This is a genomic window from Streptomyces sp. NBC_00454 (genome assembly GCF_041434015.1).
In the GTDB taxonomy this organism is placed as follows: domain Bacteria; phylum Actinomycetota; class Actinomycetes; order Streptomycetales; family Streptomycetaceae; genus Streptomyces.
The window spans coordinates 5539980-5565888 of sequence record NZ_CP107907.1 but is presented as its reverse complement, the minus strand read 5'-3'; the positions used below and the strand labels follow the sequence as shown (position 1 = coordinate 5565888).

The 25909-nt window shown below is 70.5% G+C and carries 21 protein-coding genes; 10 read left to right on the top strand and 11 right to left on the bottom strand.

All coding sequences use genetic code 11. From position 1 onward, the window contains the following. Positions 1-34: 34 nt before the first annotated feature. The 3 genes from gltX to OHU74_RS25785 form a co-directional block, all read right to left on the bottom strand. On the bottom strand, positions 35-1510 hold the full coding sequence (gene gltX, locus OHU74_RS25795) for a glutamate--tRNA ligase (RefSeq protein ID WP_371618071.1): 1476 nt from the start codon (positions 1508-1510) through the stop codon (positions 35-37). Continuing rightward, the gene (locus OHU74_RS25790) at positions 1503-2291 is read right to left on the bottom strand and encodes a fumarylacetoacetate hydrolase family protein (RefSeq protein WP_371618070.1); all 789 of its coding nucleotides are present in this window, start codon (positions 2289-2291) and stop codon (positions 1503-1505) included. The genes gltX and OHU74_RS25790 overlap by 8 nt, the downstream gene beginning before the upstream one ends. Before the next feature lie 154 nt (positions 2292-2445). Continuing rightward, entirely contained in the window at positions 2446-2631 is a 186-nt protein-coding gene (locus OHU74_RS25785) for a hypothetical protein (protein WP_371618069.1), read from the bottom strand. 606 nt (positions 2632-3237) lie between these two features. On the opposite strand from OHU74_RS25785, the gene OHU74_RS25780 reads away from it, so the two are divergent. From OHU74_RS25780 to OHU74_RS25745, 8 genes are all read left to right on the top strand, one after another. Then, positions 3238-7158, top strand: a complete 3921-nt coding sequence (locus tag OHU74_RS25780) for a nitrate- and nitrite sensing domain-containing protein (RefSeq protein ID WP_371618068.1) — start codon at positions 3238-3240, stop codon at positions 7156-7158. A gap of 9 nt (positions 7159-7167) precedes the next feature. Continuing rightward, the gene (locus OHU74_RS25775; RefSeq protein WP_069922098.1) at positions 7168-7581 is read left to right on the top strand and encodes a roadblock/LC7 domain-containing protein; all 414 of its coding nucleotides are present in this window, start codon (positions 7168-7170) and stop codon (positions 7579-7581) included. 151 nt (positions 7582-7732) lie between these two features. Then, positions 7733-8128, top strand: a complete 396-nt coding sequence (locus OHU74_RS25770; RefSeq protein WP_330298760.1) for a DUF742 domain-containing protein — start codon at positions 7733-7735, stop codon at positions 8126-8128. Beyond that, positions 8109-8693: an ATP/GTP-binding protein gene (locus tag OHU74_RS25765; protein WP_073776607.1), complete on the top strand. Its 585-nt coding sequence runs from the start codon at positions 8109-8111 to the stop codon at positions 8691-8693. Before OHU74_RS25770 ends, OHU74_RS25765 begins: the two co-directional genes overlap by 20 nt. 307 nt (positions 8694-9000) lie before the next feature. Continuing rightward, on the top strand, positions 9001-12204 hold the full coding sequence (locus tag OHU74_RS25760; protein ID WP_371618067.1) for a nitrate- and nitrite sensing domain-containing protein: 3204 nt from the start codon (positions 9001-9003) through the stop codon (positions 12202-12204). Between the two features lie 10 nt (positions 12205-12214). Further along, positions 12215-12628, top strand: coding sequence for a roadblock/LC7 domain-containing protein (locus tag OHU74_RS25755; RefSeq protein WP_030037347.1), 414 nt, complete (start codon positions 12215-12217; stop codon positions 12626-12628). Positions 12629-12721: 93 nt separating this feature from the next. Then, positions 12722-13309, top strand: a complete 588-nt coding sequence (locus OHU74_RS25750) for a DUF742 domain-containing protein (RefSeq protein WP_330298758.1) — start codon at positions 12722-12724, stop codon at positions 13307-13309. Further along, positions 13290-13877, top strand: coding sequence for an ATP/GTP-binding protein (locus OHU74_RS25745; protein ID WP_112446996.1), 588 nt, complete (start codon positions 13290-13292; stop codon positions 13875-13877). Before OHU74_RS25750 ends, OHU74_RS25745 begins: the two co-directional genes overlap by 20 nt. 76 nt (positions 13878-13953) lie before the next feature. Here OHU74_RS25745 and OHU74_RS25740 read toward each other — a convergent pair whose 3' ends face one another. Both OHU74_RS25740 and OHU74_RS25735 read right to left on the bottom strand, forming a co-directional pair. Beyond that, positions 13954-14151, bottom strand: coding sequence for an acyl-CoA carboxylase subunit epsilon (locus tag OHU74_RS25740; RefSeq protein WP_371618066.1), 198 nt, complete (start codon positions 14149-14151; stop codon positions 13954-13956). A 17-nt stretch (positions 14152-14168) separates the two neighbouring features. After that, the gene (locus tag OHU74_RS25735; RefSeq protein WP_371618065.1) at positions 14169-15752 is read right to left on the bottom strand and encodes an acyl-CoA carboxylase subunit beta; all 1584 of its coding nucleotides are present in this window, start codon (positions 15750-15752) and stop codon (positions 14169-14171) included. A 272-nt stretch (positions 15753-16024) separates the two neighbouring features. Between OHU74_RS25735 and OHU74_RS25730 the strand changes: the two genes are divergently transcribed. Next, positions 16025-16627 (top strand): YceI family protein, encoded by a 603-nt coding sequence (locus tag OHU74_RS25730; protein ID WP_371618064.1) that lies wholly within the window; start codon positions 16025-16027, stop codon positions 16625-16627. Between the two features lie 59 nt (positions 16628-16686). Here OHU74_RS25730 and OHU74_RS25725 read toward each other — a convergent pair whose 3' ends face one another. The 6 genes from OHU74_RS25725 to ureA form a co-directional block, all read right to left on the bottom strand. Beyond that, on the bottom strand, positions 16687-18054 hold the full coding sequence (locus tag OHU74_RS25725) for a hypothetical protein (protein ID WP_371618063.1): 1368 nt from the start codon (positions 18052-18054) through the stop codon (positions 16687-16689). 103 nt (positions 18055-18157) lie between these two features. Continuing rightward, complete coding sequence (cimA, locus tag OHU74_RS25720) at positions 18158-19795, bottom strand: citramalate synthase (protein ID WP_330298753.1); 1638 nt, start codon at positions 19793-19795, stop codon at positions 18158-18160. A 280-nt stretch (positions 19796-20075) separates the two neighbouring features. Next, positions 20076-20684, bottom strand: coding sequence for a TetR/AcrR family transcriptional regulator (locus OHU74_RS25715; RefSeq protein WP_330298752.1), 609 nt, complete (start codon positions 20682-20684; stop codon positions 20076-20078). Positions 20685-20741: 57 nt separating this feature from the next. Next, positions 20742-21788, bottom strand: coding sequence for an agmatine/peptidylarginine deiminase (locus OHU74_RS25710; RefSeq protein ID WP_371618062.1), 1047 nt, complete (start codon positions 21786-21788; stop codon positions 20742-20744). 18 nt (positions 21789-21806) lie between these two features. Next, complete coding sequence (locus OHU74_RS25705; protein WP_330301076.1) at positions 21807-23489, bottom strand: urease subunit alpha; 1683 nt, start codon at positions 23487-23489, stop codon at positions 21807-21809. 47 nt (positions 23490-23536) lie between these two features. Further along, a complete protein-coding gene (ureA, locus tag OHU74_RS25700; RefSeq protein ID WP_371618061.1) occupies positions 23537-24250 on the bottom strand; it encodes an urease subunit gamma in 714 nt (237 codons plus the stop codon). A 156-nt stretch (positions 24251-24406) separates the two neighbouring features. On the opposite strand from ureA, the gene OHU74_RS25695 reads away from it, so the two are divergent. Continuing rightward, positions 24407-25837 (top strand): cytosine permease, encoded by a 1431-nt coding sequence (locus OHU74_RS25695; protein ID WP_371618060.1) that lies wholly within the window; start codon positions 24407-24409, stop codon positions 25835-25837. Positions 25838-25909 lie beyond the last annotated feature (72 nt).

Here is a 25909-nt window from a genome sequence, read left to right as displayed (position 1 = left end):
CCGGGTCGGCTGCCGCCCCTCCGGGGGGTACGGGTCAGGCGGCCAGCTTCGCCAGGGTCGCGTCGATGCGGGACAGGGAGCGGTCCTTGCCCAGGATCTCGAGGGACTCGAAGAGCGGCAGGCCGACCGTGCGGCCGGTGACGGCGACGCGGACCGGGGCCTGGGCCTTGCCGAGCTTGAGGCCGTGGGCCTCGCCGGCGGTGAGGACGGCCTGCTTGAGGGACTCGGGGTCCGACCAGTCGGCCGCGGCGAGGTTCTCGCGGGCGGTGGTCAGCAGGGCCGCCGGCTCGCCCTTCATCGCCTTGTCCCACGAGGCCTGGTCCTCGACCGGCTCCTTGAGGAACAGGAAGTCGACGTTGGCCGTGATGTCGGAGAGCACCGTGACGCGGGTCTGGGCGTAGGGCGCGATGCGCTCCCAGGCGGCCGTGTCGAAGTCCTCGGGCGCCCAGTTGGCGTGCGGGGCCTGCAGCCACGGGGCGCAGGCGTCCGCGAAGGCCTTCGGGTCCAGCATCCGGATGTGGTCGCCGTTGATCGACTCGGCCTTCTTGAGGTCGAAGCGCGCCGGGTTCGCGTTGACGTCCGGGATGTCGAACTTCGCGACCATCTCCTCGATCGAGAAGATGTCCTGGTCCTTGGAGAAGGACCAGCCGAGGAGCGAGAGGTAGTTCAGCAGGCCCTCGGGGAGGAAGCCGCGCTCGCGATACAGGTTGAGCGAGGCCTCGGGGTCGCGCTTGGAGAGCTTCTTGTTGCCCTCGCCCATCACGTACGGCAGGTGGCCGAAGGCGGGGGTGGTCTTGGCGACGCCCAGCTCGATCAGCGCCTTGTACAGGGCGATCTGGCGCGGGGTCGAGGAGAGGAGGTCCTCGCCGCGCAGGACGTGGGTGATCTCCATCAGCGCGTCGTCGACCGGGTTCACCAGCGTGTACAGCGGTGCACCGTTGGCCCGGAGGATGCCGAAGTCCGGCACGTTGTCCGGAGTGAAGGTCAGCTCGCCACGGACGAGGTCCGTGAAGGTGATCGGCTCGTCGGGCATCCGGAAGCGGACGATGTGGGGGCGGTGCTCGCCCTCGTACGCCTCGACCTGGACGATGCTCAGCTCGCGGCAGTGGCCGTCGTAGCCGGAGGGCTTGCCGGCCGCGCGGGCGGCGGCGCGGCGCGCGTCGAGCTCCTCCGTGGAGCAGTAGCAGTTGTACGCGTAGCCGCCGTCGATCAGCTTCTTCGCGACGTCCGCGTAGATGTCCATGCGCTCGGACTGGCGGTACGGGGCGTGCGGGCCGCCGACCTCGGGACCCTCGTCCCAGGTGAAGCCGAGCCAGCGCAGCGAGTCGAGCAGCTGGCCGTACGACTCCTCGGAGTCGCGGGCCGCGTCGGTGTCCTCGATGCGGAAGACGAACGTACCGCCGTGGTGGCGGGCGAACGCCCAGTTGAAGAGGGCGGTACGGACCAGGCCCACGTGGGGGTTGCCGGTCGGGGAGGGACAGAAACGTACGCGGGGGGTCGCGTTAGCCACGCTTGATCACCTTGTTGGTGAGAGTGCCGATGCCTTCGATGGTGACGGCGACCTCGTCGCCGACGTTGAGGGGGCCGACTCCGGCCGGGGTCCCCGTGAGGATGACGTCTCCGGGGAGGAGGGTCATGGCCTCGGTGATGTGCACGATCAGGTCTTCGATGGAGCGGACCATGTCGCTGGTGCGGCCGAGCTGGCGCTGTTCGCCGTTGACGGTGCACTGGATGGTCAGGTCGCTCGGGTCGAGCTCGGTCTCGATCCAGGGGCCGAGGGGGCAGGCGCTGTCGAATCCCTTGGCGCGTGCCCACTGCTTCTCGCGCTGCTGGACGTCGCGCGCGGTGACGTCGTTGGCGCAGGTGTAGCCGAGGATGACCTCCTTGGCGCGCTCGCGCGGGACCTCTCGGCACATGCGGCCGATGACCACGGCGAGTTCCGCCTCGTGGTGAAGGTCCTGGGAGAAGGAGGGGTACGCGATCGGGTCGCCCGAGCCGACCACCGAGGTGGAGGGCTTGAAGAAGGTGACGGGCGCGTCCGGGACCTCGTTCCCGAGCTCCCGCGCGTGCTCCGCGTAATTGCGGGCGATGGCCACGATCTTGTTCGGGAGCACGGGCGGCAGCAGCCGTACCTTGCTCAGCGGGACCTTCGTGCCGGAGAGCTCGAAGTCCGCGAACGGGATGCCCTTGATGATGTCGAGGACGAGCTCACCTTCGGCGCCGGGGGCAGTACTGCCCTCGACCGCGCCGAACGCGACATTGCCGTCGATCGAGAACCTGGCGATGCGCACGTGTTGCGTCTGCCCCTCTGTATTTCCGCTGGCTGGAGTCTGCGGGCTCCAGGCTAACGCGGTGGGGGCCGACGCTTCGCGCGGCTTTCTCCGTGGCCCCGCTGGGCGGGTCCTACGGAGCGGGTCCTGCTGGGCGGGTCCTGCTGGGCTGGTCCTACTGGGCTGCGGTGGCGACCGGCGCGTTCATGAGGACCGTGCGGCGCGGGTTGGCGGTCTGGGCCGGCAGCTCGACGGTGTGCTCCGGGGCCGGTACGGCCTGCAGCTCCTCGGCGTCCTTGAGGTGGGCGAGGGTGGTGCGGCGCGGGTTGGCTATGTTGCGGAACAGCATCGTCGTCTTCATCGGAGTCTGGGGCCCTCGGCTCGCTGGTCGGATGGGGACGGCGGCGGCGGATGCCGCCTGCCGTCTTCGGGGTGCCGCTTATCGGACGCGCCAACCCTGTAAAGGTCAAGGCTAAACATCTGAATCCCCCGTCGAACCGGGAAGTAATGGCCACGGCTATGTGAGTTTGCTCACCCGTGACCAGTCATTACGGTCATAACGGACGGTCAATTTCACCTGAAAAAACGGACATTGCGCTACTGAATGCGTCATTCCGCTCCTGATCATCTCGACTGGGACAGCTTGCCAGGCAAGGGGTTTGGATGGTGTAAGTCCGATTCCAGATGAATTCACCTCCACCCCCGGTAGTGCATGTGTCACAAGCCGTGACCGACTCTCCGGGCGGACACTCGCACCTTGTTGGAGATCCGCCTCTGTGCTGGAATTCGCGGGACCGCCGCGGGAATCAGCCGGCGCGCAGGTGGCGCGAGACAGCGCCGAGCGCGGCGGCAACGGAGAGGGAGACGCGCCGGTCACCGACGACCACCATGGGGCGCATTGCCCCACGACTCGACACCGTCCCACCGGTCGCCCGGCGGGACGCCTGGTCCAGAGGTTGCGACGCTAGTGCAGGGACGATTCAAGAGGGATGGCAAGGGGTCTCCCCAGGCCCGCCAGGGCCGAGGGGATGCTGCGGCAGAGCAGGAGCCGCGCTCCGGGACCGACCGTGGCTCCTCGCCCCAGCACGCCCAGAACCGCGGGCCGGCTGTCGAGGGCGCGAGCTCCGATGCCTCCACTTCGGTGAAGGCGAAGGGGCGCGCCAAGCCCAAGGGCACGCCCAGGGGCAACGACGAGTCGGCCGAGCGCGACACGGCGATACCCAAGGCCCCCAGTGGGTCCGGTTCCCGTCTCGCCATGCAGAACTGGCGCATCAGCACGCGACTGGTGTCGCTGCTGACCCTGCCGGTCGTCGCGGCCACCACGCTCGGTGGCTTCCGCATCAACGACTCGCTCACCGACATCGCCCAGCTGGAGCACATGCAGCTGCTGACGACGATGACCCGTCAGGCCACCAACCTGGCCGCCATGCTCCAGACGGAGCGCGACCAGTCCGCCGGTCCGCTCTCCGTGGACAAGTCGGGCAAGGCCAACAGCCTCGTCAAGGGCGCCCGCGACCAGACCGACGCCGCGGCCAAGGCCTTCGCCGCCGCGACCGACAAGGTCGACAACGCGGGCGACAAGGACGAGACCCTCAAGTCGATCCGCAACAACGTCCTGCAGATCGGCCGCGGTCTCACCAAGATCGAGGACATCCGCGCCAAGGCGTACCAGAACGGTGCCCAGCAGACGGTCACCGAGTACAACGCGCTGATCGTCTCGCTGCTCTCGCTCTCCCAGGACATGGCGCAGGCCACCTCGAACCCCGAGATGATCAAGCGCACCCGCGCCCTGGCGGCGTTCTCCTCCGCCAAGGAGTACGCCTCGATCCAGCGCGCGATCATCGCGGCGGCGCTCCCCGCGGACCTCTCGCAGAGCGGCAACCTGCCCGAGAACGACCGGCTGTACGCCCTCGCCGCCCAGCGCGGCGAGGAGCAGGCGAAGACCACCTTCGAGCTCGTCTACCAGGGCAAGCCCGAGGAGCTCCTCGCGGCCCTCGGCGACGGCAACACGGAGATCGGCACCGCCGACCACTACGCCCGCCGCGTGCTCGGCAACAAGGACCAGTTCGCCAAGGAGAAGAACCGCTCCTGGCTGGACTGGTACGACGCCGACGACAACAAGATCACGGCCATGAAGTCCATCGAGCTCACCCTGCTCGAAGACATGGAGCAGAAGGCCCGCGAGCTCAAGAACACCGCCCAGCGCGACGCCATCATCAACGGTGCGCTGATCTTCCTGGTCCTCGGTGTCTCCCTCGTCGGCGCCTTCGTCATGGCCCGCTCGATGATCCGCTCGCTGCGCCGCCTCCAGGACACCGCGACCCGCGTCGCCCAGGACCGGCTGCCCGAGCTCGTCAAGCAGCTGTCGGAGTCCGACCCGCAGGACGTGGACACGACCGTGGAGTCGGTCGGTCTGCACACCCGCGACGAGATCGGCCAGGTGGCCGCGGCATTCGACGACGTGCACCGCGAGGCCGTCCGCCTCGCCGCCGAGCAGGCCCTCCTGCGAGGCAACGTCAACGCGATGTTCACCAACCTCTCGCGCCGTTCGCAGGGCCTCATCCAGCGTCAGCTCTCGCTCATCTCCGAGCTGGAGTCCCGCGAGGCCGACCCGGACCAGCTCTCCTCGCTCTTCAAGCTCGACCACCTCGCGACCCGCATGCGCCGTAACGGCGAAAACCTCCTCGTCCTCGCGGGCGAGGAGCCGGGCCGCCGGTGGACCCGCCCCGTCCCGCTCGTCGACGTGCTCCGCGCCGCCGCGTCCGAGGTGGAGCAGTACGAGCGCATCGAACTCGCCTCGGTGCCCGGCACCGAGGTCGCCGGCCGCGTGGTCAACGACCTCGTGCACCTCCTCGCCGAGCTGCTGGAGAACGCCACCTCGTTCTCCTCCCCGCAGACCAAGGTCAAGGTCACCGGTCACGCGCTGCCCGACGGCCGTGTCCTCGTGGAGATCCACGACACCGGCATCGGCCTCTCCCCCGAGGACCTCGCCGCGATCAACGAGCGACTCGCGTCGCCGCCGACCGTGGACGTCTCCGTCTCCCGCCGCATGGGCCTCTTCGTGGTCGGCCGCCTGTCCCTGCGACACGGCATCCGCATCCAGCTGCGCCCCTCCGACTCGGGCGGTACCACGGCCCTCGTCATGCTTCCGGTGGACGTCGCCCAGGGCGGCAAGAAGCCGGCTCCGATGCCCGGCCAGGGCGGCCAGGGTCTCCCCGGCAACCCCGCAGGCTCCGGAGCCCCCGGTCAGGTCGGTCCCGGTGCGCAGGCGCCGGCCGCCCTGTCCGCCCAGGGTGCCCGTCCCCCCGTGGGCGGCGGTCCCCAGCGCGGCCAGGTCGGTGCCGGCAGCCAGCGCGCGGCCCTGCCCGGCCGCGACGGCGCCCCCGCGGGCCAGCGTCCCCAGGGTCCCGGCCAGCAGGGCGGTCCGCAGGGTCCCCTCGCGGGCCGTCCCCCGCAGCAGCAGGGTGCGCCCGGCGGGCAGACCCAGAGCGCCTTCGGCTCGGGTGCCCCGATGCCGGGCCGCGGTCCGGTCTCCGGTCCCGGCGGCGCCCCCGCGGGCGGCTTCGGCGGCGGCGGTGGCTTCGGCGGTCCGCAGGCCCGTCCGGCCGGCGCCCCCACCGCCTCCGGACCCGGCGCCTTCCCGCAGGGCAACGGCTTCGAGCGTCCGCAGCCTCCTCAGTCTCCGCAGCAGGGCCAGCAGGGCCAGCAGGGCCAGGGCCAGCAGCAGGCCGGTGGCCCCGGGGCTCCGGCTCCCGAAGCCCCGGCCCAGCGCGGCCCGCGGCCGCAGCTGCCGCCGCGCGGTGGCGCGCCCCGTCCGGAGCTCCCGGGCTCGGTCGGTGCTCCCACCGCGATGCCGCAGAGCACCAGTTGGGGTGCCGGGCAGCGCGGGCAGGACGTACCGCGCGGCCACGACGAGCTGTCGGGCCCCGGTTCCACCTCCGAGTTCGCCCGTCCCGACTTCAACGCCCCGGCCCCGCAGGCCGGCGGCAACGTCAGCGGCGGCAACCTCAACCACGGCGGCTACAACGGCGCGGCTCCCGCGGCCGGCGGCTACGCCGACCACAGCGCGACGGGCCAGTTCCCGCGCCCGGACTTCGCCGACCCCTCCGCGACGGGCCAGTTCCCCCGTCCGGAGTTCGCGGACCCGGCCGCCACGGGCCAGTTCCAGCGCCCGGAGTTCCAGGCCCAGCGGCCCGGCGGCCCCGGTGTCGGCGGCTACCCGCAGCCCGGCCAGGCCCAGCAGCCCCAGGGCGGCCACTCCCCCGTGGCGACCCCGCGCGCCGAGGCTCCGCGGCTGCCGCAGGCGCCGCGTCCGGAGGCTCTGCCCCCGGCCGGTCCCAGCGGCGGAGGCCGCAGCCCGATCTTCGACTCGATGGAGTCGAACTGGTTCCGCCAGGAGGGCGTCCAGCCCCCCGCGGAGGGACCGGCCGTACCCCAGCAGCCGCAGCAGTCGCAGCAGCCCGCCCCGGCGGCCCCTGCTCCGCTGCCGGCCGCCCCGCAGCGCCCGCTCCAGCACCAGCTGCCGCAGCGCGCCCAGGAGCAGGCTCCGGCCGAGCCGGCCCAGACCGGTGCCGTGCCGACCGTGAGCTGGCGTTCCTCGCCGAACGACGAACTGATGCGCCAGGCCGAGCGCGTGCGCCAGCCCGCGGCGGGCGGCATCACCACTTCGGGGCTGCCCCGCCGGGTCCCGCGGGCGAACCTCGTGGCCGGCACCGCGCAGCAGCAGGCCGAAGCGCAGGCCGGTCCTCAGGTCTCGCGTTCGCCGGACGATGTCCGCGGCCGTCTGACCAACCTCCGACGCGGTATCCAGCAGGGACGTCAGGCCGGCAACAGCGGCCCGGCTACCGGCAGTTACCAGATCGACCCCACTTACCAGCAGGAGCGATAGTTGAGTTCGATGAGCCAGGCGGCACAGAACCTGAACTGGTTGATCACCAACTTCGTGGACAACACCCCTGGGGTGTCCCACACCGTGGTGGTCTCCGCCGACGGCCTCCTTCTGGCGATGTCCGAAGGCTTCCCCCGCGACCGGGCCGACCAGCTCGCCGCGGTGGCCTCCGGGCTGACCTCCCTGACCGCAGGTGCTTCCCGCATCTTCGAGGGCGGCGCCGTCAACCAGACCGTGGTCGAGATGGACCGGGGGTTCCTCTTCCTCATGTCGGTCTCCGACGGCTCCTCGCTGGCCGTACTGGCGCACCCCGAGTGCGACATCGGCCTCGTGGGCTACGAGATGGCCCTCCTCGTGGACCGCGCCGGCAGCGTCCTCACCCCGGACCTGCGCGCGGAGCTGCAGGGAAGCCTGCTCACCTGACTGCCACTCTCCCGGCCGGACGGTACTTCCGGCCGGGAGACCGGGGCCCGAGCCCCGGAACCCAGTACCACCACCAGGCCGTCATACCGTCCCCCCACCGGCCGCCCCGTCAGACGGCACGCTGACCAATGCTGTCCAGCCCGGAGGATCAATGACCCCGCCCCCCGCCTATCCCGATGCGTACGGAGACTCGTCGTACTCGGACGGCGACCAGCCGCTGGTTCGTCCGTACGCGATGACCGGCGGCCGGACCCGACCGCGCTACCAGCTCGCCATCGAGGCGCTGGTCAGCACCACGGCCGATCCGATGCACCTGTCCGGGCTACTCCCGGAACACCAGCGCATCTGCACCCTCTGCCGTGAGGTCAAGTCGGTCGCGGAGGTCTCCGCACTGCTGAACATGCCGCTCGGCGTGGCCAGGATCCTCGTCGCCGACCTGGCGGAGGCCGGCATGGTGGCCATCCACCAGCCGGGCAATGGAGAGGCCGGCGGCACGCCGGATGTAACGCTGCTCGAGAGGGTTCTCAGTGGACTTCGCAAGCTCTAACGGCGGAGCGGCTCCTCGCTCCACCACCTCCGCGAAGATCGTGGTGGCGGGTGGCTTCGGCGTGGGCAAGACCACGTTCGTGGGCGCCGTCTCCGAGATCAACCCGCTGCGCACCGAGGCCGTGATGACGTCCGCGAGCGCGGGCATCGACGACCTCACCCACACCGGGGACAAGACGACCACCACGGTCGCCATGGACTTCGGCCGCATCACCCTGGACCAGGACCTGATCCTGTACCTCTTCGGTACTCCCGGTCAGGACCGCTTCTGGTTCATGTGGGACGACCTGGTGCGCGGCGCGATCGGGGCGATCGTCCTGGTCGACACGCGGCGCCTGGCCGACTGCTTCCCGGCCGTCGACTACTTCGAGAACAGCGGCCTGCCGTTCGTCGTGGCCCTCAACGGCTTCGAGGGATACCAGCCGTACACCCCGGAGGAAGTCCGCGAGGCCCTGCAGATCGGCCCGGACGCCCCCATCATCACCACCGACGCCCGCCACCGTGCGGACGCCAAGAGCGCGCTCATCACGCTCGTCGAGCACGCCCTGATGGCGCGGCTCAAGTAGGGGCCACGCGCAAGAAGTGTTCCGTCGGCTGTTTTGGGGGGGCGGGCTGTGTCATGGGACACGGCCCGCCCCCTTCGTTCATAACGTTTCGAGAGAGAATTACCGGTAGTTGGCGACACGGTGCGTTCGTCCGGTCTCACTGCGCTCACAACGGGCTCCGTTTTTGCCGCAGGACGCTCTTTATGTCCGATTTATGTGGGGCATAAGGCTCTATGAATGGCCGATTTCAACTGTTTGGAACACGGCCGTTAACCATGCTGGAATTCAACGAACTAGCTAGTAGCACCGCCGAGAGGTTGTTGGTCGAGTGAGGCGAAGCAACTCAAGCCCCGCGGATGAACCCGCGCGCGGCAACTTCACCCCGCCGCCACGCGCGGCCACGTCGTCCATCGGCGTACCCCTGGAGGCTCCCGTCAGCAGCGGCAGCACCAGCAGGTTCTCGCCCCGCAACTGGCGCGTGCCGACCCGTCTGAACGCCATCCTGCTCGTTCCCGTCCTCGTGGGACTGGTCATGGGCGGCTTCCAGGTGAAGGGCTCGATCGACACCTGGAACGAGGCCAAGGACGCCGAGAAGACGGCCCGCATCGTCCAGGCGGCCGCCGAATACGGCCAGGCCCTCCTCAACGAGCGCGACCTGACGGCCGAGCCGCTGCTGCGCAACCAGCGCGAATCCGACCCGGTCATGAAGGCGTACGCGGCCACCGACTCGGCCAAGGCCAAGTTCGCCCAGGCCGTGAAGGACATGCCCAAGGGCCAGGGCATGGAACGCCGTCTGGAGCTCTTCCGCCAGGAGGAGCCCAAGCTGGAGGCGGTCCGCAAGTCGGCCTACGTGGCGCAGCTCGAGACGGCGAAGAAGGACCTCCCCAAGTCGGCGGGCCCCATCCCGACCGAAGAGGGCTACGTGCTGGTCCAGCACTACCTCATGCAGTTCTCCAACGAGCTGGGCCTGGGCACCGGCAACGTGACCTCCTACGGCCGCATGGTCTACGCGATCGAGCTGTCCAAGGCCGCGAACTCGCTGCAGCGCTCCGTCGGCACCCACCTGCTGGTCCGGCCGAACGACAACGAGGACGTCCGCAAGGCACAGCTGGTCGCCTTCTCCTCGTACGCGTACCTCGAAGAGATCGCCATCAGCGAGTACGTGGCCGCCGGCACCGAGGCGGACACGCTCCGCCTCAAGGAGGTCATGGGCAAGCAGTCGCAGCTCGGCGCCACCAAGCTCGCGAACGCGAAGACCGAGGCGGAGCAGGCCGGTACGGTCTTCCGCGCCCCGCCCATGGTCAACGGCTCCGCGCTCACCGGTATGACCGAGGCGATAGCCAGCGGCGCGAAGCCGGCCGCCCTCGCCGCGGGCGGCACCACCCCGCAGGCCTGGCAGGCCGCGGCGACCGCCAAGTTCGAGGGCTACGCCGAGGTCGAGAAGGACCTTCTGGCCAAGGCCGTCCAGGACGCCGTCGCCGTTTCGGACTCGGCCCGCAACGATGCCATCCTGACCGGCTCGATCGTGGTCGTGGCCCTGCTCGCCGCCTTCATCCTGGCCGGCATGATGGCCCGCCAGATGGGCCGCGCGATGCGCCGGCTGCGCGGAGCCGCCTTCGACATCGCCGAGCAGCGCCTGCCGATGCTCGTCGACCAGCTCTCGCGCACCGACCCGGGCAAGGTCGACACCCGCGTGGTGCCGATCCCGATCGACTCCCAGGACGAGATCGGCGAGGTCGCCCGCGCCTTCGACCAGGTCCACCGGGAAGCCGTCCGGCTCGCCGCCGAGCAGGCCCTCCTGCGGGGCAACGTCAACGCGATCTTCACCAACCTCTCCATGCGCAACCAGTCGCTGATCGAGGGCCAGCTGACCCTCATCACCGACCTGGAGAACAACGAGGCCGACCCGGACCAGCTGGAGAACCTCTTCCGCCTGGACCACCTGGCCACCCGTATGCGCCGCAACGGCGAAAACCTCCTCATCCTCGCGGGTGAGAACCCGGGCCGCCGCTGGGACCAGCCGGTCCCCCTCGTCGACGTCCTGCGCGCCGCCTCCTCCGAGGTGGAGCAGTACGAGCGCGTGGAACTCTCGGGCGTCTCCGAGGCCGAGATCCACGGCCAGGCCGTGACCGACCTCGTGCACCTGCTCGCCGAGCTGCTGGAGAACGCCACCACCTTCTCCTCCCCCCAGACCAAGGTCCGGGTCAACGCGACGCGTCTGCCCGACGGCCGCGTGATGGTCGAGATCCACGACAAGGGCATCGGCCTCACCGCCGAGGACTTCGCGGACATCAACCACAAGCTGGCCAACCCGCCGACCGTGGACGCCGCGATCTCGCAGCGCATGGGTCTCTTCGTGGTCGGCCGGCTGGCCGACCGGCACGGCATCCGCGTCCAGCTGCGCCCCTCGGGCGAAGCCGCCGGCACGACCTCGCTGGTCATGCTCCCCGACGTCATCACCCACGGTGGCGGCGGCGAGGTGACCGGAGCGGATTCGGACGACTTCACCGTCTCCTCGATCATCCCGCAGCAGCAGTCGCAGCACGCGGTACCGCTGCGCACCGCGGCCGAGCTCGGGTTCGACGACTCGCGCTACGAGGTCCACCGGGCCGACCAGCCGGGCCCCGACGGCGCCGACCCCGTCGGCCGCTCCCTGGGCCGCGAGGAGCGCCGTGCCGCGCTGGAGGCCCAGGTGGGCTATCCGCAGGCGCAGCCGGAGTACGAGGAGTCCGCCGAGCCGTATGCGGAACCCCAGCCGGAACACGCGTACCAGCCGTACCAGGGCTACGAGCAGCAGCCCGCGCAGGACTACGCCGCCGGCTACGACACCGCGGCGCCCCAGCAGGGATACGAGGCGTACCCGCAGCAGGAGTACGTCTATCCGGAAGCCCAGTACCAGGAGCAGCAGCAGGAGCTCCCGGCGTACGACGGCGGATACGATTCCCTTTCCCCGCAGGCCGAGTGGCCCGAGCAGAACACGTACTCGGGCTCCTACCAGCAGGATTACGGGACCGAATCGGAATCACCGGCCGCTCCCGAACACGCCCCGGAGCGCGTAGGCTTCGACCGTCCGGGCACCGCTGAGGACACCGGTCACCAAGTGACCGGGGCGGGCCTGCCGCGACGCGGCAGCCAGCAGCAGCGGCAGCCGGCGCAGCAGGAAGCGGAGTCCACCGGATCCCTCTTCGAGCAGCGGCCGCAGCGTCAGCAGCAGGCCGCTGAGCCGGAGCGGGCCCCGGAGAACACGGAGGGCGACGCTGCATGGCGCTCGCGCAACGACGAGCGCTGGCAGCAGGCCGGCAAGCTCCGTGAGCCGAAGGCGGGCGGGGTCACCCCGTCCGGTCTCCCTCGGCGAGTGCCCAAGGCCAACCTGGTCGAGGGCGCTGCGGAGACGACCCCGCAGGGAGGCCCCGAGGTCTCCCGGGCCCCGGAGGACATCCGTGGCAGGTTGAGCAACCTGCGACGCGGTGTCCAGCAAGGCCGCAATGCGGGATCCGAGCAGTCAAGTAACAGCTATGACCAGGAGCGTTAGTGTGAGCGCGATGAGCCAGGCGGCGCAGAACCTGAACTGGTTGATCACCAACTTCGTGGACAACACCCCAGGGGTGTCCCACACGGTGGTGGTGTCCGCCGACGGCCTCCTTCTGGCCATGTCGGACGGATTCCCGCGCGACCGCGCCGACCAGCTGGCGGCCGTGGCCTCCGGGCTGACGTCGCTGACCGCCGGGGCCTCCCGCATCTTCGAGGGCGGCGCCGTCAACCAGACCGTGGTCGAGATGGACCGGGGGTTCCTCTTCCTCATGTCCGTGTCCGACGGATCCTCCCTCGCGGTGCTCGCGCACCCCGAGTGCGACATCGGCCTCGTGGGCTACGAGATGGCCCTTCTCGTGGACCGTGCGGGCAGTGTCCTCACTCCGGACCTGCGCGCCGAATTGCAGGGCAGCCTGCTCAACTAGCAGACAGGCAGTGCGTTTCGCGCCATCGCACCATAGGGTGCGGTGGCGCGGTTCCACAGGGAGTACTGCGTTCTTGGAGTCGGAGGAGGAAACGTGACAACACCCGGAGGACATCCCTATGGCGGCGCGCAGCAGCCGCAGGGTGGGCACGACCAGAACCGCTTCAATTTCCCTTCCGCTCCCAGCAACCGGCCCTCGCCGGAGCACAACCCCGCGGGACAGCCCTACCAGCGGCAGCCCTACCAGCAGCCGCAGTACGGTCAGCCCCAGCAGCCCCAACAGCCTTACCGGCCTTCGCAGCAGCCTCCGCGCGCTTCGCGTCCGCAGGCTCCGCAGGCGCACAACCCGCTGGTCCGTCCGTACGCGATGACCGGCGGTCGTACCAGGCCGCGCTACCAGCTCGCCATCGAGGCACTGGTCAGCACCACGGCCGATCCCGCGCGTCTGCAAGGGCAGTTGCCCGAGCACCAGCGCATCTGCCGGCTCTGCATCGAGATCAAGTCGGTCGCCGAGATCTCGGCACTTCTCTCCATTCCTCTTGGTGTCGCCCGGATCCTCGTCGCCGACCTGGCGGAGGCGGGCCTCGTCGCCATCCACCAGCCCGGCGGCGACGAGTCCGCCGGCGGCCAGCCAGACGTGACACTGCTCGAAAGGGTGCTCAGTGGACTTCGCAAGCTCTAACGGCGGAGCGGCTCCTGCTCGCTCCACCACCTCCGCGAAGATCGTGGTGGCGGGCGGCTTCGGCGTGGGCAAGACCACGTTCGTGGGCGCCGTCTCCGAGATCAACCCCCTGCGCACCGAGGCCGTCATGACCAGCGCCTCCGCCGGTATCGACGACCTCACCCACACCGGGGACAAGACGACCACCACGGTCGCCATGGACTTCGGCCGCATCACCCTGGACCAGGACCTGATCCTGTACCTCTTCGGTACCCCCGGTCAGGACCGCTTCTGGTTCATGTGGGACGACCTGGTGCGCGGCGCGATCGGCGCCGTGGTGCTCGTCGACACCCGCCGTCTCGCCGACTGCTTCCCCGCCGTCGACTACTTCGAGAACAGCGGCCTGCCGTTCGTCATCGCCCTCAACGGCTTCGACGGCCACCAGCCGTACACCCCGGAGGAAGTCCGCGAGGCCCTGCAGATCGGCCCGGACGCCCCCATCATCACCACCGACGCCCGCCACCGCGGGGACGCCAAGAGCGCGCTCATCACCCTGGTCGAGCACGCCCTCATGGCCCGCCTGCGGTAGCCGTCCGGCGCCGTACGCGAAAGGCCCCCCGCACTCCGAGGAGTGCGGGGGGCCTTTTGCTTGCTGCCTGCGGTTCCTAGCCCTGCCAGCTGTGCGGGGCGCGGAAGCCGGGGGTGCGCTCCAGGCGGCGCCAGCCGGCCTGGGAACGGCCGGTGGCGGCGGTGGTGTCCTCGGGGGTGGCGGCGGCGCGGGCGAGGAGGATCGCGGTGATCGCGGCCAGTTCCTCGGGCTCGGCGTTGCCCTTTTCGACGCGGAGCAGCGTGTCGGTGCTCATCGGTGGCTTGTCTCCTCTTACTGCGGCGGGTTGCCGTGCTTGCGGGACGGCAGATCGGCGTGCTTGTTGCGGAGCATCGACAGGGCGGCGACGAGGACCTCGCGGGTTTCGGCGGGGTCGATGACGTCGTCGACGAGGCCGCGCTCGGCCGCGTAGTACGGGTGCATCAGCTCGGCCTTGTACTCCTTGACCATCCGCGCGCGCATCGCCTCGGGGTCCTCGGCGTCCGCGATCTGCCTGCGGAAGATGACGTTCGCGGCGCCCTCGGCACCCATCACCGCGATCTCGTTGGTCGGCCAGGCATAGGTGAGGTCCGCACCGATGGACTGCGAGTCCATGACGATGTACGCACCGCCGTACGCCTTGCGCAGGATCAGCGAGATCCGCGGCACCGTCGCGTTGCAGTACGCGTACAGCAGCTTGGCGCCGTGACGGATGATGCCGCCGTGCTCCTGGTCGACACCCGGCAGGAAACCGGGCACGTCCAGGAGGGTGATGATCGGGATGTTGAACGCATCGCAGAGCTGGACGAAGCGCGCCGCCTTCTCGGAGGCGTGGATGTCCAGGACCCCGGCGAGGTGGCCGGGCTGGTTGGCGACGATGCCCACGACCTGCCCGTCCAGGCGGGCCAGGGCGCAGATGATGTTGCGGGCCCAGCGCTCGTGGATCTCCAGGACGTCGCCTTCGTCGACGAGTTCCTCGATGACCTTGAGCATGTCGTACGGGCGGTTGCCGTCGGCGGGCACCAGGTCCAGCAGGACTTCCGAGCGCCGGTCGGCGGGGTCGGTCGTCTCGTGGACCGGGGGGTTCTCGCGGTTGTTGGAGGGGAGCATCGTGATGAGGTAGCGGACCTCGGAGATGCAGGTCTCCTCGTCGTCGTACGCGAAGTGCGCCACGCCCGAGGTCTCCGCGTGCACGTCCGCGCCGCCGAGGCCGTTCTGGGTGATCTCCTCGCCGGTCACCGCACGGACCACGTCCGGGCCGGTGATGAACATCTGCGAGGTCTCACGGACCATGAACACGAAGTCCGTCAACGCCGGCGAATACGCCGCGCCACCCGCACACGGGCCGAGCATCACGCTGATCTGCGGGATGACACCCGAGGCCTTCGTATTGCGCTGGAAGATGCCGCCGTAACCGGCGAGGGCGGAAACACCCTCCTGGATACGGGCGCCGGCACCGTCATTGAGGGAGACCAGCGGGGCACCGGCCGCGATGGCCATGTCCATGATCTTGTGGATCTTCGTGGCATGGGCCTCGCCCAGCGCACCACCGAAGATCCGGAAATCGTGCGCGTAGACGAAGACCGTACGGCCCTCGACCGTGCCCCAGCCGGTGATCACACCGTCCGTGTAGGGCTTCTTGGCCTCCAGGCCGAACCCCGTCGCCCGGTGACGACGCAGCTGCTCGACCTCCTTGAAGGAACCTTCGTCGAGCAGCAGCGCAATGCGCTCACGAGCGGTCAGCTTGCCCTTGGCATGCTGCGCTTCGGTTGCCCGCTCACTCGGGCCGCGCCGCGCCTGCTCACGCAGGGCGTGCAGCTCGGCCACTCGCCCACGGGCGTCGGTCGGCTCGCTCGGAATCTGGTCCACAACGGTCATGTACCGACCTTACGAAGCGGGACCCTCAAAACCCTCCGTCGAATCCGCACAGTGTCGGGTGTCTTCCGCTGTCCGGCCCGGACAGAACCGCGAGGCGATGAGCGAGGACCACTAGTCGGGACCTTCGTCCTTTGTGGGCACCCCACAAAACCCTCCGGCACGCGACCTAGATGTTGAAATTTGAACGGAATGGGTCTAGCGTCCTTCTTGTTGAAACTTCAACGAACACGCACCGCGCTGAACACACTCGGCGCGCCACCGAGGAGGAAGCCATGGGTCTCTTCACCCGCCGCCCCCAGACCACCGCCGCCGCCACGCTCGAGGTGGACCCGGCCCTCGCCGAGCTCACCGGCGACTACGTCATCGACCCCGCCCACACCAGCATCGGCTTCACCGTCCGGCACGCGATGGTCACCAACGTCCGCGGCACCTTCTCCGACCACGAGGGCACCCTGCACCTGGACGGCAGCGACCCGGCCCGCTCCACCGCCGTCATCGACGTGAAGATCGCCTCCGTGGACACCGGCATCGCCGACCGCGACGGCCACCTGCGCTCCGGCGACTTCTTCGACGCCGAGACCTTCCCGCTGATGACCTTCCGCTCCACCTCGGCGGCGCAGACCGGCGGCGACACCTACCGGATCGACGGCGAGCTGACGATCAAGGACGTCACCCGCCCGCTCTCCATCGACCTGGAGTTCAACGGCTCGGCCACCGACGTCTACGGCAACGAGCGCGTCGGCTTCGAGGGCTCCGCCGAGATCCTGCGCTCCGACTGGGGCCTGACCTGGAACGCGGCCCTGGAGACGGGCGGCGTCATGGTCAGCGACAAGGTGAAGCTGACCTTCGACATCTCGGCCATCAAGAAGGCCTGACCCTCAGGGACCGAGGACGGAACCGAGGGCGGAACCGGGGCGGCTCAGAAGTCGCCCCCTCAGAAGTCGCCCCCTCCGAAGCCGCCACCGCCGTCGAAGCCCCCTCCGCCGCCGAAGTCCCCGCCGCCGAAGTCGGACGGGTTGAAGTCGGCTCCGGAGACGTCGCCCCCGCCGAAGCCACCCCCGTCGAATCCGTTGCCGCCGCCGAAGTCGGAGGCGTAGGCCGGACTGGACATCATCGAACCGAGCATCGTGCCCATGAGCAGACCGGGCAGCATGCCGCCGCCGAAGTAGCCGCCGGCCCAGGGACCGTACGCCGGGCCGGCGTCGTAGTAGGGGCGCGGACCGTGCTCGGTGTCGACCGTACGGACCGCCGGGTCCTGACCGTCGCGCAGCCGCACCGCGTCCGCCGCGCAGACCGGGACCGTGCGCGCGGCGCCGCCCGCCGGGGCCCAGGTGGCGTCCTCGGTGCTCGGCCCGTGGCGCGGGTCGAAGAAACAGGGGGCGCGGCGCTCGGGCAGCGGCTTGCCCTGCCGGCGCGCGTCGAGGCGGGCCAGGGCGTAGCGGCCGTCCTCCAGCGCCTGGGTGACCCCCTTGACCTCTTCGGGGTACTGCACCGAAGCCATGATCTGCTTGGCCTTCTCGTACGAGTCCAGGCCCTGCTCGTAGTCCCCGCGCATCGCGTCGTCGGCGCCGGGCTCGCCGGGGTGGAAGTCCAGTCGGTCGAGCTCCTCGCCGAAGGCCGTGATGTCCTCATCCACGACCACGCCGAGCCGGGCGACGGCCTCGCGGCGGATCTCTTCCTTCTTCTTCCGGTTGCGCTTGACCAGCAGGTACGCACCGCCGCCGCCGACCGCGGCCACCGCGCCGAGGCCGATCAGGGCTCCGGCCGGGGACCCGCCGTCGGCGCTCGCGCCGCCCCAGGAGGCCGGGGCCTTGCCCTTGGCCTGGCTCAGGGCCTGGTCCACGAAGTTGTTGAGCTCGGCGTTCGCGTCGACCGGCCCGCCCGCCTTGACGGCGTCGACCAGGTTGCGGACGGCATTGTTCGGCATGACGGCCTTGTCCGCGCCCGCGTTGAACCCCTCGCCGAGCCGGATCGCGTAGAGCCCGGTGATCCCGGTCTCGGTACGGATCGTGCGCAGCACGCTGTCGGCGGGGAACTCCGCGCCGGCCGGCAGCACGGCCACGAAGACCGGCTTCCCGGCGTCCTTGATCTTCTTCGCGAGCGCGTCCGCCTGCGCGGGCGAAAGCTGCGCCTCGGCCCGGGGGTCCACGTAGACCGGGCCCTTCTTCAGGGCCTCGGCCACGGTGGTGGTCCCGTCGGCCGCAGACGCCTGCGGGGCGACCAGCAGAGCGGTCGCGGACAGGGCCAGCAGCAGACCCGCGAGCAGGGGGCCGAAACGTACGGATATAAGCCTGGTCCTCATAGTCACGACGCTACCGGAACGGGCGAATTCCTGTGTGAGCGGGACATAAGGGCCAACGGCCTCCTGCCCCACCGGCCCGAAGTCCCGGTGAGGCAGGTCCGCACTACTCCGCCGGCTCGACGCCCGCGTGCAGGAGGCCGTAGGTGAAGGCGTCTTCCAGGGCCTGCCAGGAGGCTGCGATCACGTTGGGGGCCACCCCGACCGTGTTCCACTCGCGGGAGCCGTCCGTCGTGGTGACCAGCACGCGGGTCGTGGACTCCGTGCCGTGCTTGCCCTCCAGGATGCGGACCTTGTAGTCGATCAGCTCGAACTTCGCCAGCTGGGGGTAGAAGCGTTCGAGGGCGACCCGCAGCGCCCGGTCCAGGGCGTTGACCGGGCCGTTGCCCTCCGCCGTCGCGACGATCCGCTCGCCCTTGGCCCACAGCTTCACCGTGGCCTCGTTGGCGTGCGTGCCGTCGGGGCGGTCCTCGACGATGGCCCGCCAGGACTCGATCCGGAAGTACTTGCGCGCCCGGCCCTCCGCCTCGGCGCGCAGCAGCAGCTCGAAGGAGGCGTCGGCGGCCTCGTAGGTGTAGCCCTGGAGCTCGCGCTCCTTGACCCGCTCCACGACCCGGGAGATCAGCGCGCGGTCCCCGCCGAGGTCGACGCCGAGCTCCTTGCCCTTGAGCTCGATGGAGGCCCGGCCGGCCATGTCGGAGACCAGCATCCGCATGGTGTTGCCGACCCGCTCGGGGTCGATGTGCTGGTACAGGTCCGGGTCGACCTTGATCGCCGAGGCGTGCAGGCCCGCCTTGTGCGCGAAGGCGGAGACGCCGACGTAGGGCTGGTGGGTGGAGGGGGTGAGGTTGACGACCTCCGCGATGGCGTGCGAGATGCGGGTCATCTCCGCCAGGGCGCCGGCCGGGAGGACGGTGCGGCCGTACTTGATCTCCAGCGCGGCGACGACCGGGAAGAGGTTGGCGTTGCCGACCCGCTCGCCGTAGCCGTTCGCGGTGCACTGGACGTGGGTGGCGCCCGCGTCCACGGCGGCCAGGGTGTTGGCGACGGCGCAGCCGGTGTCGTCCTGGGCGTGGATGCCCAGGCGGGCGCCGGTGTCGGCGAGCACGGTCGCGACGGTCGCGGTGATCTGCGCGGGCAGCATGCCGCCGTTGGTGTCGCACAGGACGACGACGTCGGCCCCGGCCTCGTGCGCGGTGCGCACGACGGACTTGGCGTACTCGGCGTTGGCCCGGTAGCCGTCGAAGAAGTGCTCGCAGTCGACGAAGACCCGGCGGCCCTGGGCGACCAGGTGCGAGACGGTGTCGCGGACCATCTCCAGGTTCTCGTCGAGGGTGGTGCGCAGGGCCAGCTCGACGTGCCGGTCGTGGGACTTGGCCACCAGCACGATCACCGGGGCGCCGGACTCCAGCAGGGCGCGGACCTGCGGGTCGGTGGCGGCCGAGCCGCCCGCCCTGCGGGTCGCGCCGAAGGCCACCAGCTGCGCGTGCTTGAAGTCGATCTCCGCGCGGGCGCGGGAGAAGAACTCGGTGTCGCGGGGGTTGGCGCCGGGCCAGCCGCCCTCGATGAAGCCCACCCCGAAGTCGTCCAGGTGCCGGGCGATCGTCAGCTTGTCCGCGACCGTGAGGTTGATGCCCTCACGCTGGGCGCCGTCGCGCAGGGTCGTGTCGAAGACGTGGAAGCCGTCATCGGGGCCGGGACCCGAGCTCGGGGCAGTCGGCTCAGTCGCCTCTGTCGTCGTCATGCTGATCTGACTCCTGTCGGATGAGTGGTTCCGGATGCCCTGGCTCCACTGCCCCCATCATCGCGCGCTGCCCGCTCCCGGCATGTTTGGGCCGGAAAACGAAAAAACCTCTCGCGGGTGCGAGAGGTCTGCGCGCGGGTCTGGGGCACGATGGCCGCTTCCGCGAAGTTCTTCCACGGTTCAGCGGTCACTGCGGACCGGCGCGCTGCTGTCCATAATCATGAGCTGAGCAGGCACGTCCGCAGTGTGGCACAGGCGTCCACGCGAATGGACGGACGTCTCACGATACGAGCGTCTCGTCGAGGAATTCCGAGACGTGGGCCAGGATGTCGCCCCGCCCTATCCCCGGCAGGCCGACGGCGACCTGGATGCTGAACCCGTCGAGCAGAGCCCGCAGCCGGGCTCCGAAGCGGTCCGGGTCCACCGGGCGGAACTCCCCGCGCGAGATGCCCTCGGCGAGCAGCGCCACCAGGTCGCGGTGCCAGGCGCCCTCGATGGCCGCCTGGCGGCCCCGCTCCCCCGGTCCGGCGTTCTGCGAGCGGTTCCAGACCTCCAGCCACAGGGTCCAGTGCGGGTCCCGGGCCTCCCGGGGCACGTACAGGTCCACGTACGCCTGGAGGCGCTCGCGGACCGGGCCGAGACGGGAGAGCAGGGCGCGGCGCTCGGCGCCGAGGGCCGCCTCGCTCCACTCCAGGGTCTGGAGCAGGAGCTCGTCCTTGGTGCGGAAGTAGTAGAGGAGGTGGCCGCTGCTCATGCCGACCTCGCGGCCCAGGCCGGCCATGGTCAGGCCGTCCAGACCGCGTTCGGCGATGGTGGCCATGGCGGCGACCAGTACGTCTTCGCGCGGCGGCGCGTTCTTGCGCGCGGCACGTACTTCACCCGCCACCATGGCCCACTCCTCGTTCGGGTCCGCCGTCCGGTCCGCCGTCCCGTTGCCCGGGACGGGTCAGACCTTCGGCTGCTGCTGGGTGATGCAGTGGATACCGCCACCCCCGGCGAAAATCGTACGTGCGTCGACGAGCGTCACGGTCCGCTCGGGGAAGAGACCGCGGAAGATCTCGGCCGCTTCCTCGTCCCGCGGGTCGTCGAAGGCGCACAGGACCACCCCGCCGTTGCAGAGGTAGTGGTTGATGTAGGAGTAGTCGACCCACTCCCCGTCCTCCTCCAGCACGGTCGGCGCCGGGATCTCCACGACCTCCAGCTGCCGCCCCCGGGCGTCGGTGGACGCGCGCAGGATGGCGGCGATGGTCTTGCCGCGCTCGTGGTCCGGGTGGGCCGGGTCGGGCTGGGAGTGGACCATGACCACGCCGGGGCGGGCGAAGGCCGCGACGATGTCCACGTGGCCCTGGGTGCCGTAGGTGCCGTAGTCGCCGGCCAGGCCGTACGGGAGCCAGATCGCCTTGGTGGTGCCCAGGTGGGCGTGGATCTCGGCCTCCACCTGCTCGCGGGTCCAGTCGGCGTTGCGGCCCTTGCCCAGCTGCACGGTGTCGGTGAGCAGCACGGTGCCCTCGCCGTCCACGTGGATGGCGCCGCCCTCGTTGACCAGGTTGGTGCTGTAGGTACGGGTCCCTACGATCTCCGACACGTGCCGGGCGATCTTCGAGTCGTGGTCCCAGCGGGCCCACTCCTGGGCGCCCCAGCCGTTGAAGGTCCAGTCGACGGCGGCGAGCTCTCCGGCGTCGTTGGTGACGAAGGTGGGGCCGATGTCGCGCATCCAGGCGTCGTCGAGCTCGCGCTCGACCAGCTCCACATCGTCTCCGACGATGGCGCGGGCGCTGTCGGCGTCGCCGGGTGACACGACGAGGGTCACGGGCTCGTAGGTGCGCACCGCGCGGGCGACGGCTCCCCAGGCCTGGCGGGCCTCGGCCAGCTCGGTCTCGTTGGTGAAGGTCGGGTTGGGGCTGGGCCAGGCCATCCAGGTGCGCTCGTGGGGCATCCACTCGGCGGGCATCCGGAAGCCGTCGTTCGCGGGCTTTGCGGGCTGTGCAGTCATGGCAGGGGTCCTAACGGCTTACAAGAAGTACAGGCGGTTGAGGGAGACCGAATCGGCCGCTTCGGAGCGCAGCGGTTCCCCGTCGAGGGAGACGAGGCCGCTGCGCGCGTCCACATCGACCGCGCCCACCCGGGAGTTCAGGAGGAGGTCGCCGGGGCCGATGCCGCGGGTGCCGCGGACGGCTACGCGGCGGCGGCGGGTCGGCATCTCGTCGCTGCCCAGGGCCGCCGCGGCGGCCGAGACAAAGGCGACGGAGATATCGGCGGCGGTGGCCCCGTACGAGCCGAACTGCGGGCCGAGGACCAGCGGTTCACAGGTGTCGGTGGCGGCGTTGGGGTCGCCGGTGACCCCGTAGGCCGGGAAGCCGGACTTGAGGACCAGCTGCGGCTTGGCGCCGAAGAACTGCGGGCGCCACAGCACGATGTCGGCGAGCTTGCCGACCTCGATGGAGCCGATCTCGTGGGCCAGGCCGTGGGCGATGGCCGGGTTGATGGTCAGCTTCGCCATGTAGCGCAGCACGCGGGCGTTGTCGTCGCCCTCGCCGTCGCCGGCCAGCGGGCCCAGCTCGCCCTTCATCTTGGCGGCCATCGCGAAGGTGCGCCGGATGGTCTCGCCGGCGCGACCCATGCCCTGGGCGTCGGAGGAGGTGATCCCGATGGCGCCCAGGTCGTGGAGCACGTCTTCGGCGCCCATCGTGCCGGCGCGGATCCGGTCGCGGGCCATGGCGGCGTCGCCGGGCAGGTCCGGCTTCAGGTCGTGGACCGAGACGATCATCCCGTAGTGCTCGGCGACCGCGTCCCGGCCGAAGGGCAGGGTCGGGTTGGTGGAAGAGCCGATGACGTTCGGGACGCCGGCCATCTTCAGGACGTTGGGGACGTGTCCGCCTCCGCAGCCCTCGATGTGGAAGGCGTGGATGGTGCGGCCGTCCAGGACGCGCAGGGTGTCCTCGACGGAGAGGCACTCGTTGAGGCCGTCGCTGTGCAGGGCGACCTGTACGTCGTACTCCTCGGCCACGCGCAGGGCGGTGTCCAGGGCGCGGGTGTGGGCGCCCATGTCCTCGTGCACCTTGAAGCCGGAGGCGCCGCCCTCGGCGAGGGCCTCGATCAGCGGGGCCGGGTCCGAGGAGGAACCGCGGGCCAGGAAGCCGATGTTGACGGGCCAGGCGTCGAAGGCGTTGAAGGCGTGCTTGAGCGCCCACGGGGAGTTGACGCCCACGCCCCAGACCGGGCCGAACTCCTGGCCGATGATCGTGGTGACGCCCGCGGCGAGCGAGGCCTCCATGATGCGCGGGGAGAGCAGGTGGACGTGGGTGTCGACGGCGCCGGCGGTGGCGATCATGCCCTCGCCGGAGACGATCGACGTGCCCGTGCCGACGACCACGTCCACCCCGTCGAGGGTGTCGGGGTTTCCGGCCCGGCCGATCGCGTGGATGCGGCCTTCGCGGATGCCGATGGAGACCTTGCGGATGCCGAGGACGGCGTCGATGACCAGGACGTTGCTGATCACGACGTCGCAGGTGTCGCGGACGGCGGCGGCCTTGAGGTGCAGGCCGTCGCGGGCGGTCTTGCCGAAGCCGGCCAGGAACTCGTCCCCGGGCTTCTGGGAATCGGACTCCACGCGCACGGTCAGCCCGGAGTCGCCGAGGCGGACCCGGTCCCCGGCGCGGGGGCCGAAGACGGAGGCGTACTCGTGCGGGTCGATGTGCCGGCTGCCAGGTGCGCAGTGGTCGCTGTGCCGGGTCTGCTTGCTCACGCCTGGTCTCCGTCCACGACGTCGGTGATCTCGGTGCCGAGGTAGCCGCAGGCCGCCGCGCGGCGCAGGGCCTCGGCCTTCGCGCCGGGCGCGTCCAGCGGTCCGTCGACCAGCCCCGCGAAGCCGATCGCGATGCGGTCCCCGCCGATGGGGACGAGGCCGACTTCACCCTCGCCGTGCGGGTCGAACCGTACGGAGGAGCCCGCCGGTACGCACAGGCGCATGCCGTACGCCGCCGCGCGGTCGAAGTCGAGGCGCGGGTTGGCCTCGAAGAAGTGGAAGTGGGAGGTGACGCTCACCGGCACGGAGGCGGTGTTGCGCACGTGGAGGTGGACGGTGGGCTCCGGCTGGGGGGCGCCGGGGCCGGGCACGACCGCGCCGGGGGCGTTCTCGCCCAGTCCGAGGGCGCCCCGGATCGGGGAGGAGACCACGGCGAGGCGGGATCCGTCGTCGAAGACGGCCTCCACGTGCACCTCGGTGACCACGTCGCTGACGCCGGGCAGGACGTCATCCGGGCCCAGCACGGAGCGGGCCTCCTCGATGGCCTCCGCCAGCCGCTTGCCGTCGCGCGCGGCCTCGCAGACGGTGTCCGCGATGAGCGCGGTCGCCTCCGGGACGTTGAGTTTGAGTCCGCGGGCCCGTCGGGCCCTGGCCAGTTCCGCAGCGCTGCGGAGCAGCAGCCGGTCGCGCTCCGTAGGGGTCAGCCGCACGCCGATCCACCACCCTTTGAGTCGATGGGTTAGAGCATCACTCTAACTCTTCATTTCTCCGCAATGAAGCATTGACCTGGGACCAGGCCTTAGGTCACATTGAGTGTCGCTCAAACAATGCTTTGCCACCCCCCGCCCTGCCAAGGGAGTCCCCCCATGCCCATCGAACAGCGCGGAGTCGACACCATCCCGGAAGAGGAGCGAACGAGCGGTCCCCGTGACCTGATCTCGATCCTCCTCGGCTCCAATCTCTGCCTCGGTGTGATCGTCTTCGGCTGGCTGCCCCCGTCCTTCGGACTGGGTCTGTGGCCGTCGCTCACCGCCATCGTGACCGGCACCGTCGTCGGAATCGCCGTCACCGCGCCGCTGGCGCTCGTGTCCCTGCGCACGGCGACCAACCTCTCCACCTCCAGCGGAGCCCAGTTCGGCGTACGCGGCCGACTCGTCGGCTCCGTGGTCGGTCTGCTGCTCTCGCTCGGCTACACCGCCCTGACCCTGTGGATCGGCGGCGACGTCATGGTCGGCGCGCTCTCCCGGCTCACGGGGCTGCCGGACACCGGCGTCTCCCGGGCCGTGATGTACGGCGTACTCGCCGCGTGTACCGTCGTCGGAGCCGTCTTCGGCTACCGGCTGCTGCTGCGCATGAGCAAGGTGCTGTCCATCGGCATGGTGATCCTGCTGGCCATCGGCATCTACGCCTACGCCCCGGACTTCACCGCCGCCGCGCCCGTGGACACCTACCTGCTGGGCTCCTTCTGGCCGACCTGGCTGCTCGCCGCCGTCGCCGCCGGACTCAGCGGGCCCGTCGCCTTCATCACCCTGCTCGGCGACTACACCCGCTACATCTCGCCCGCGAAGCACAGCTCCCGCAAGGTGCTCTGGGCCACCGGCTTCGGGCTGCTGATCGGCCTGCTGATCCCGCAGCTCTTCGGCACCTACACCGCGCTGGCCGCCCGCGCCGGCGCCGAGGACTACGCCGGTCCGCTCGTGGCCGCCTCGCCGCTCTGGTACCTGGTCCCGCTGCTCGTCGCCGCCGCGGCCGGGTCGGTGGGCAACGCCGGGCTGATGCTGTACTCCATGGGCCTCGACCTCGACGCGATCGTCCCCAAGGCCACCCGCACCAAGGCCACCGTGATCGCCGCCGCCGTCGCCACCGCCTTCGTGTTCGTCGGCTCCTTCGAGTGGAACGTCCAGTCTGCGATGACCTCCTTCGTGCTGGTGCTGACCGCGATCGGCACCCCGTGGGCCGTGATCACCCTCACCGGCTACGTCCGCTGCCGCGGGCAGTACGACGCCGACGCCCTCCAGGTCTTCAACCGCCGCTCGGTGGGCGGGATCTACTGGTACCGCAACGGCTGGAACCTCAAGGCCACCCTCTCCTGGGCCATCGGCGCGGGCGTCGGCCTGCTCGCCGTGACCACCCCGTTCTACGAGGGCCCGCTGCTGGCCCTGACCGGCGGAGTGGACTGCTCCTTCGTCCTCTCCGGCCTGGCCGGCGGCCTGGTCTACGCGGCCCTGACCGCCGGCGAGAAGGCACCCGTCACCGCCGGGGCCCCCACGGCCTCGGAGGAGCCGGTGGCCGCGTAGCAGCCGGCCACCCCACGGGACCCCTGGCAGGGCTCCCCGTACGCACGAAGGCCCGTACCCCTTTGATCGAGG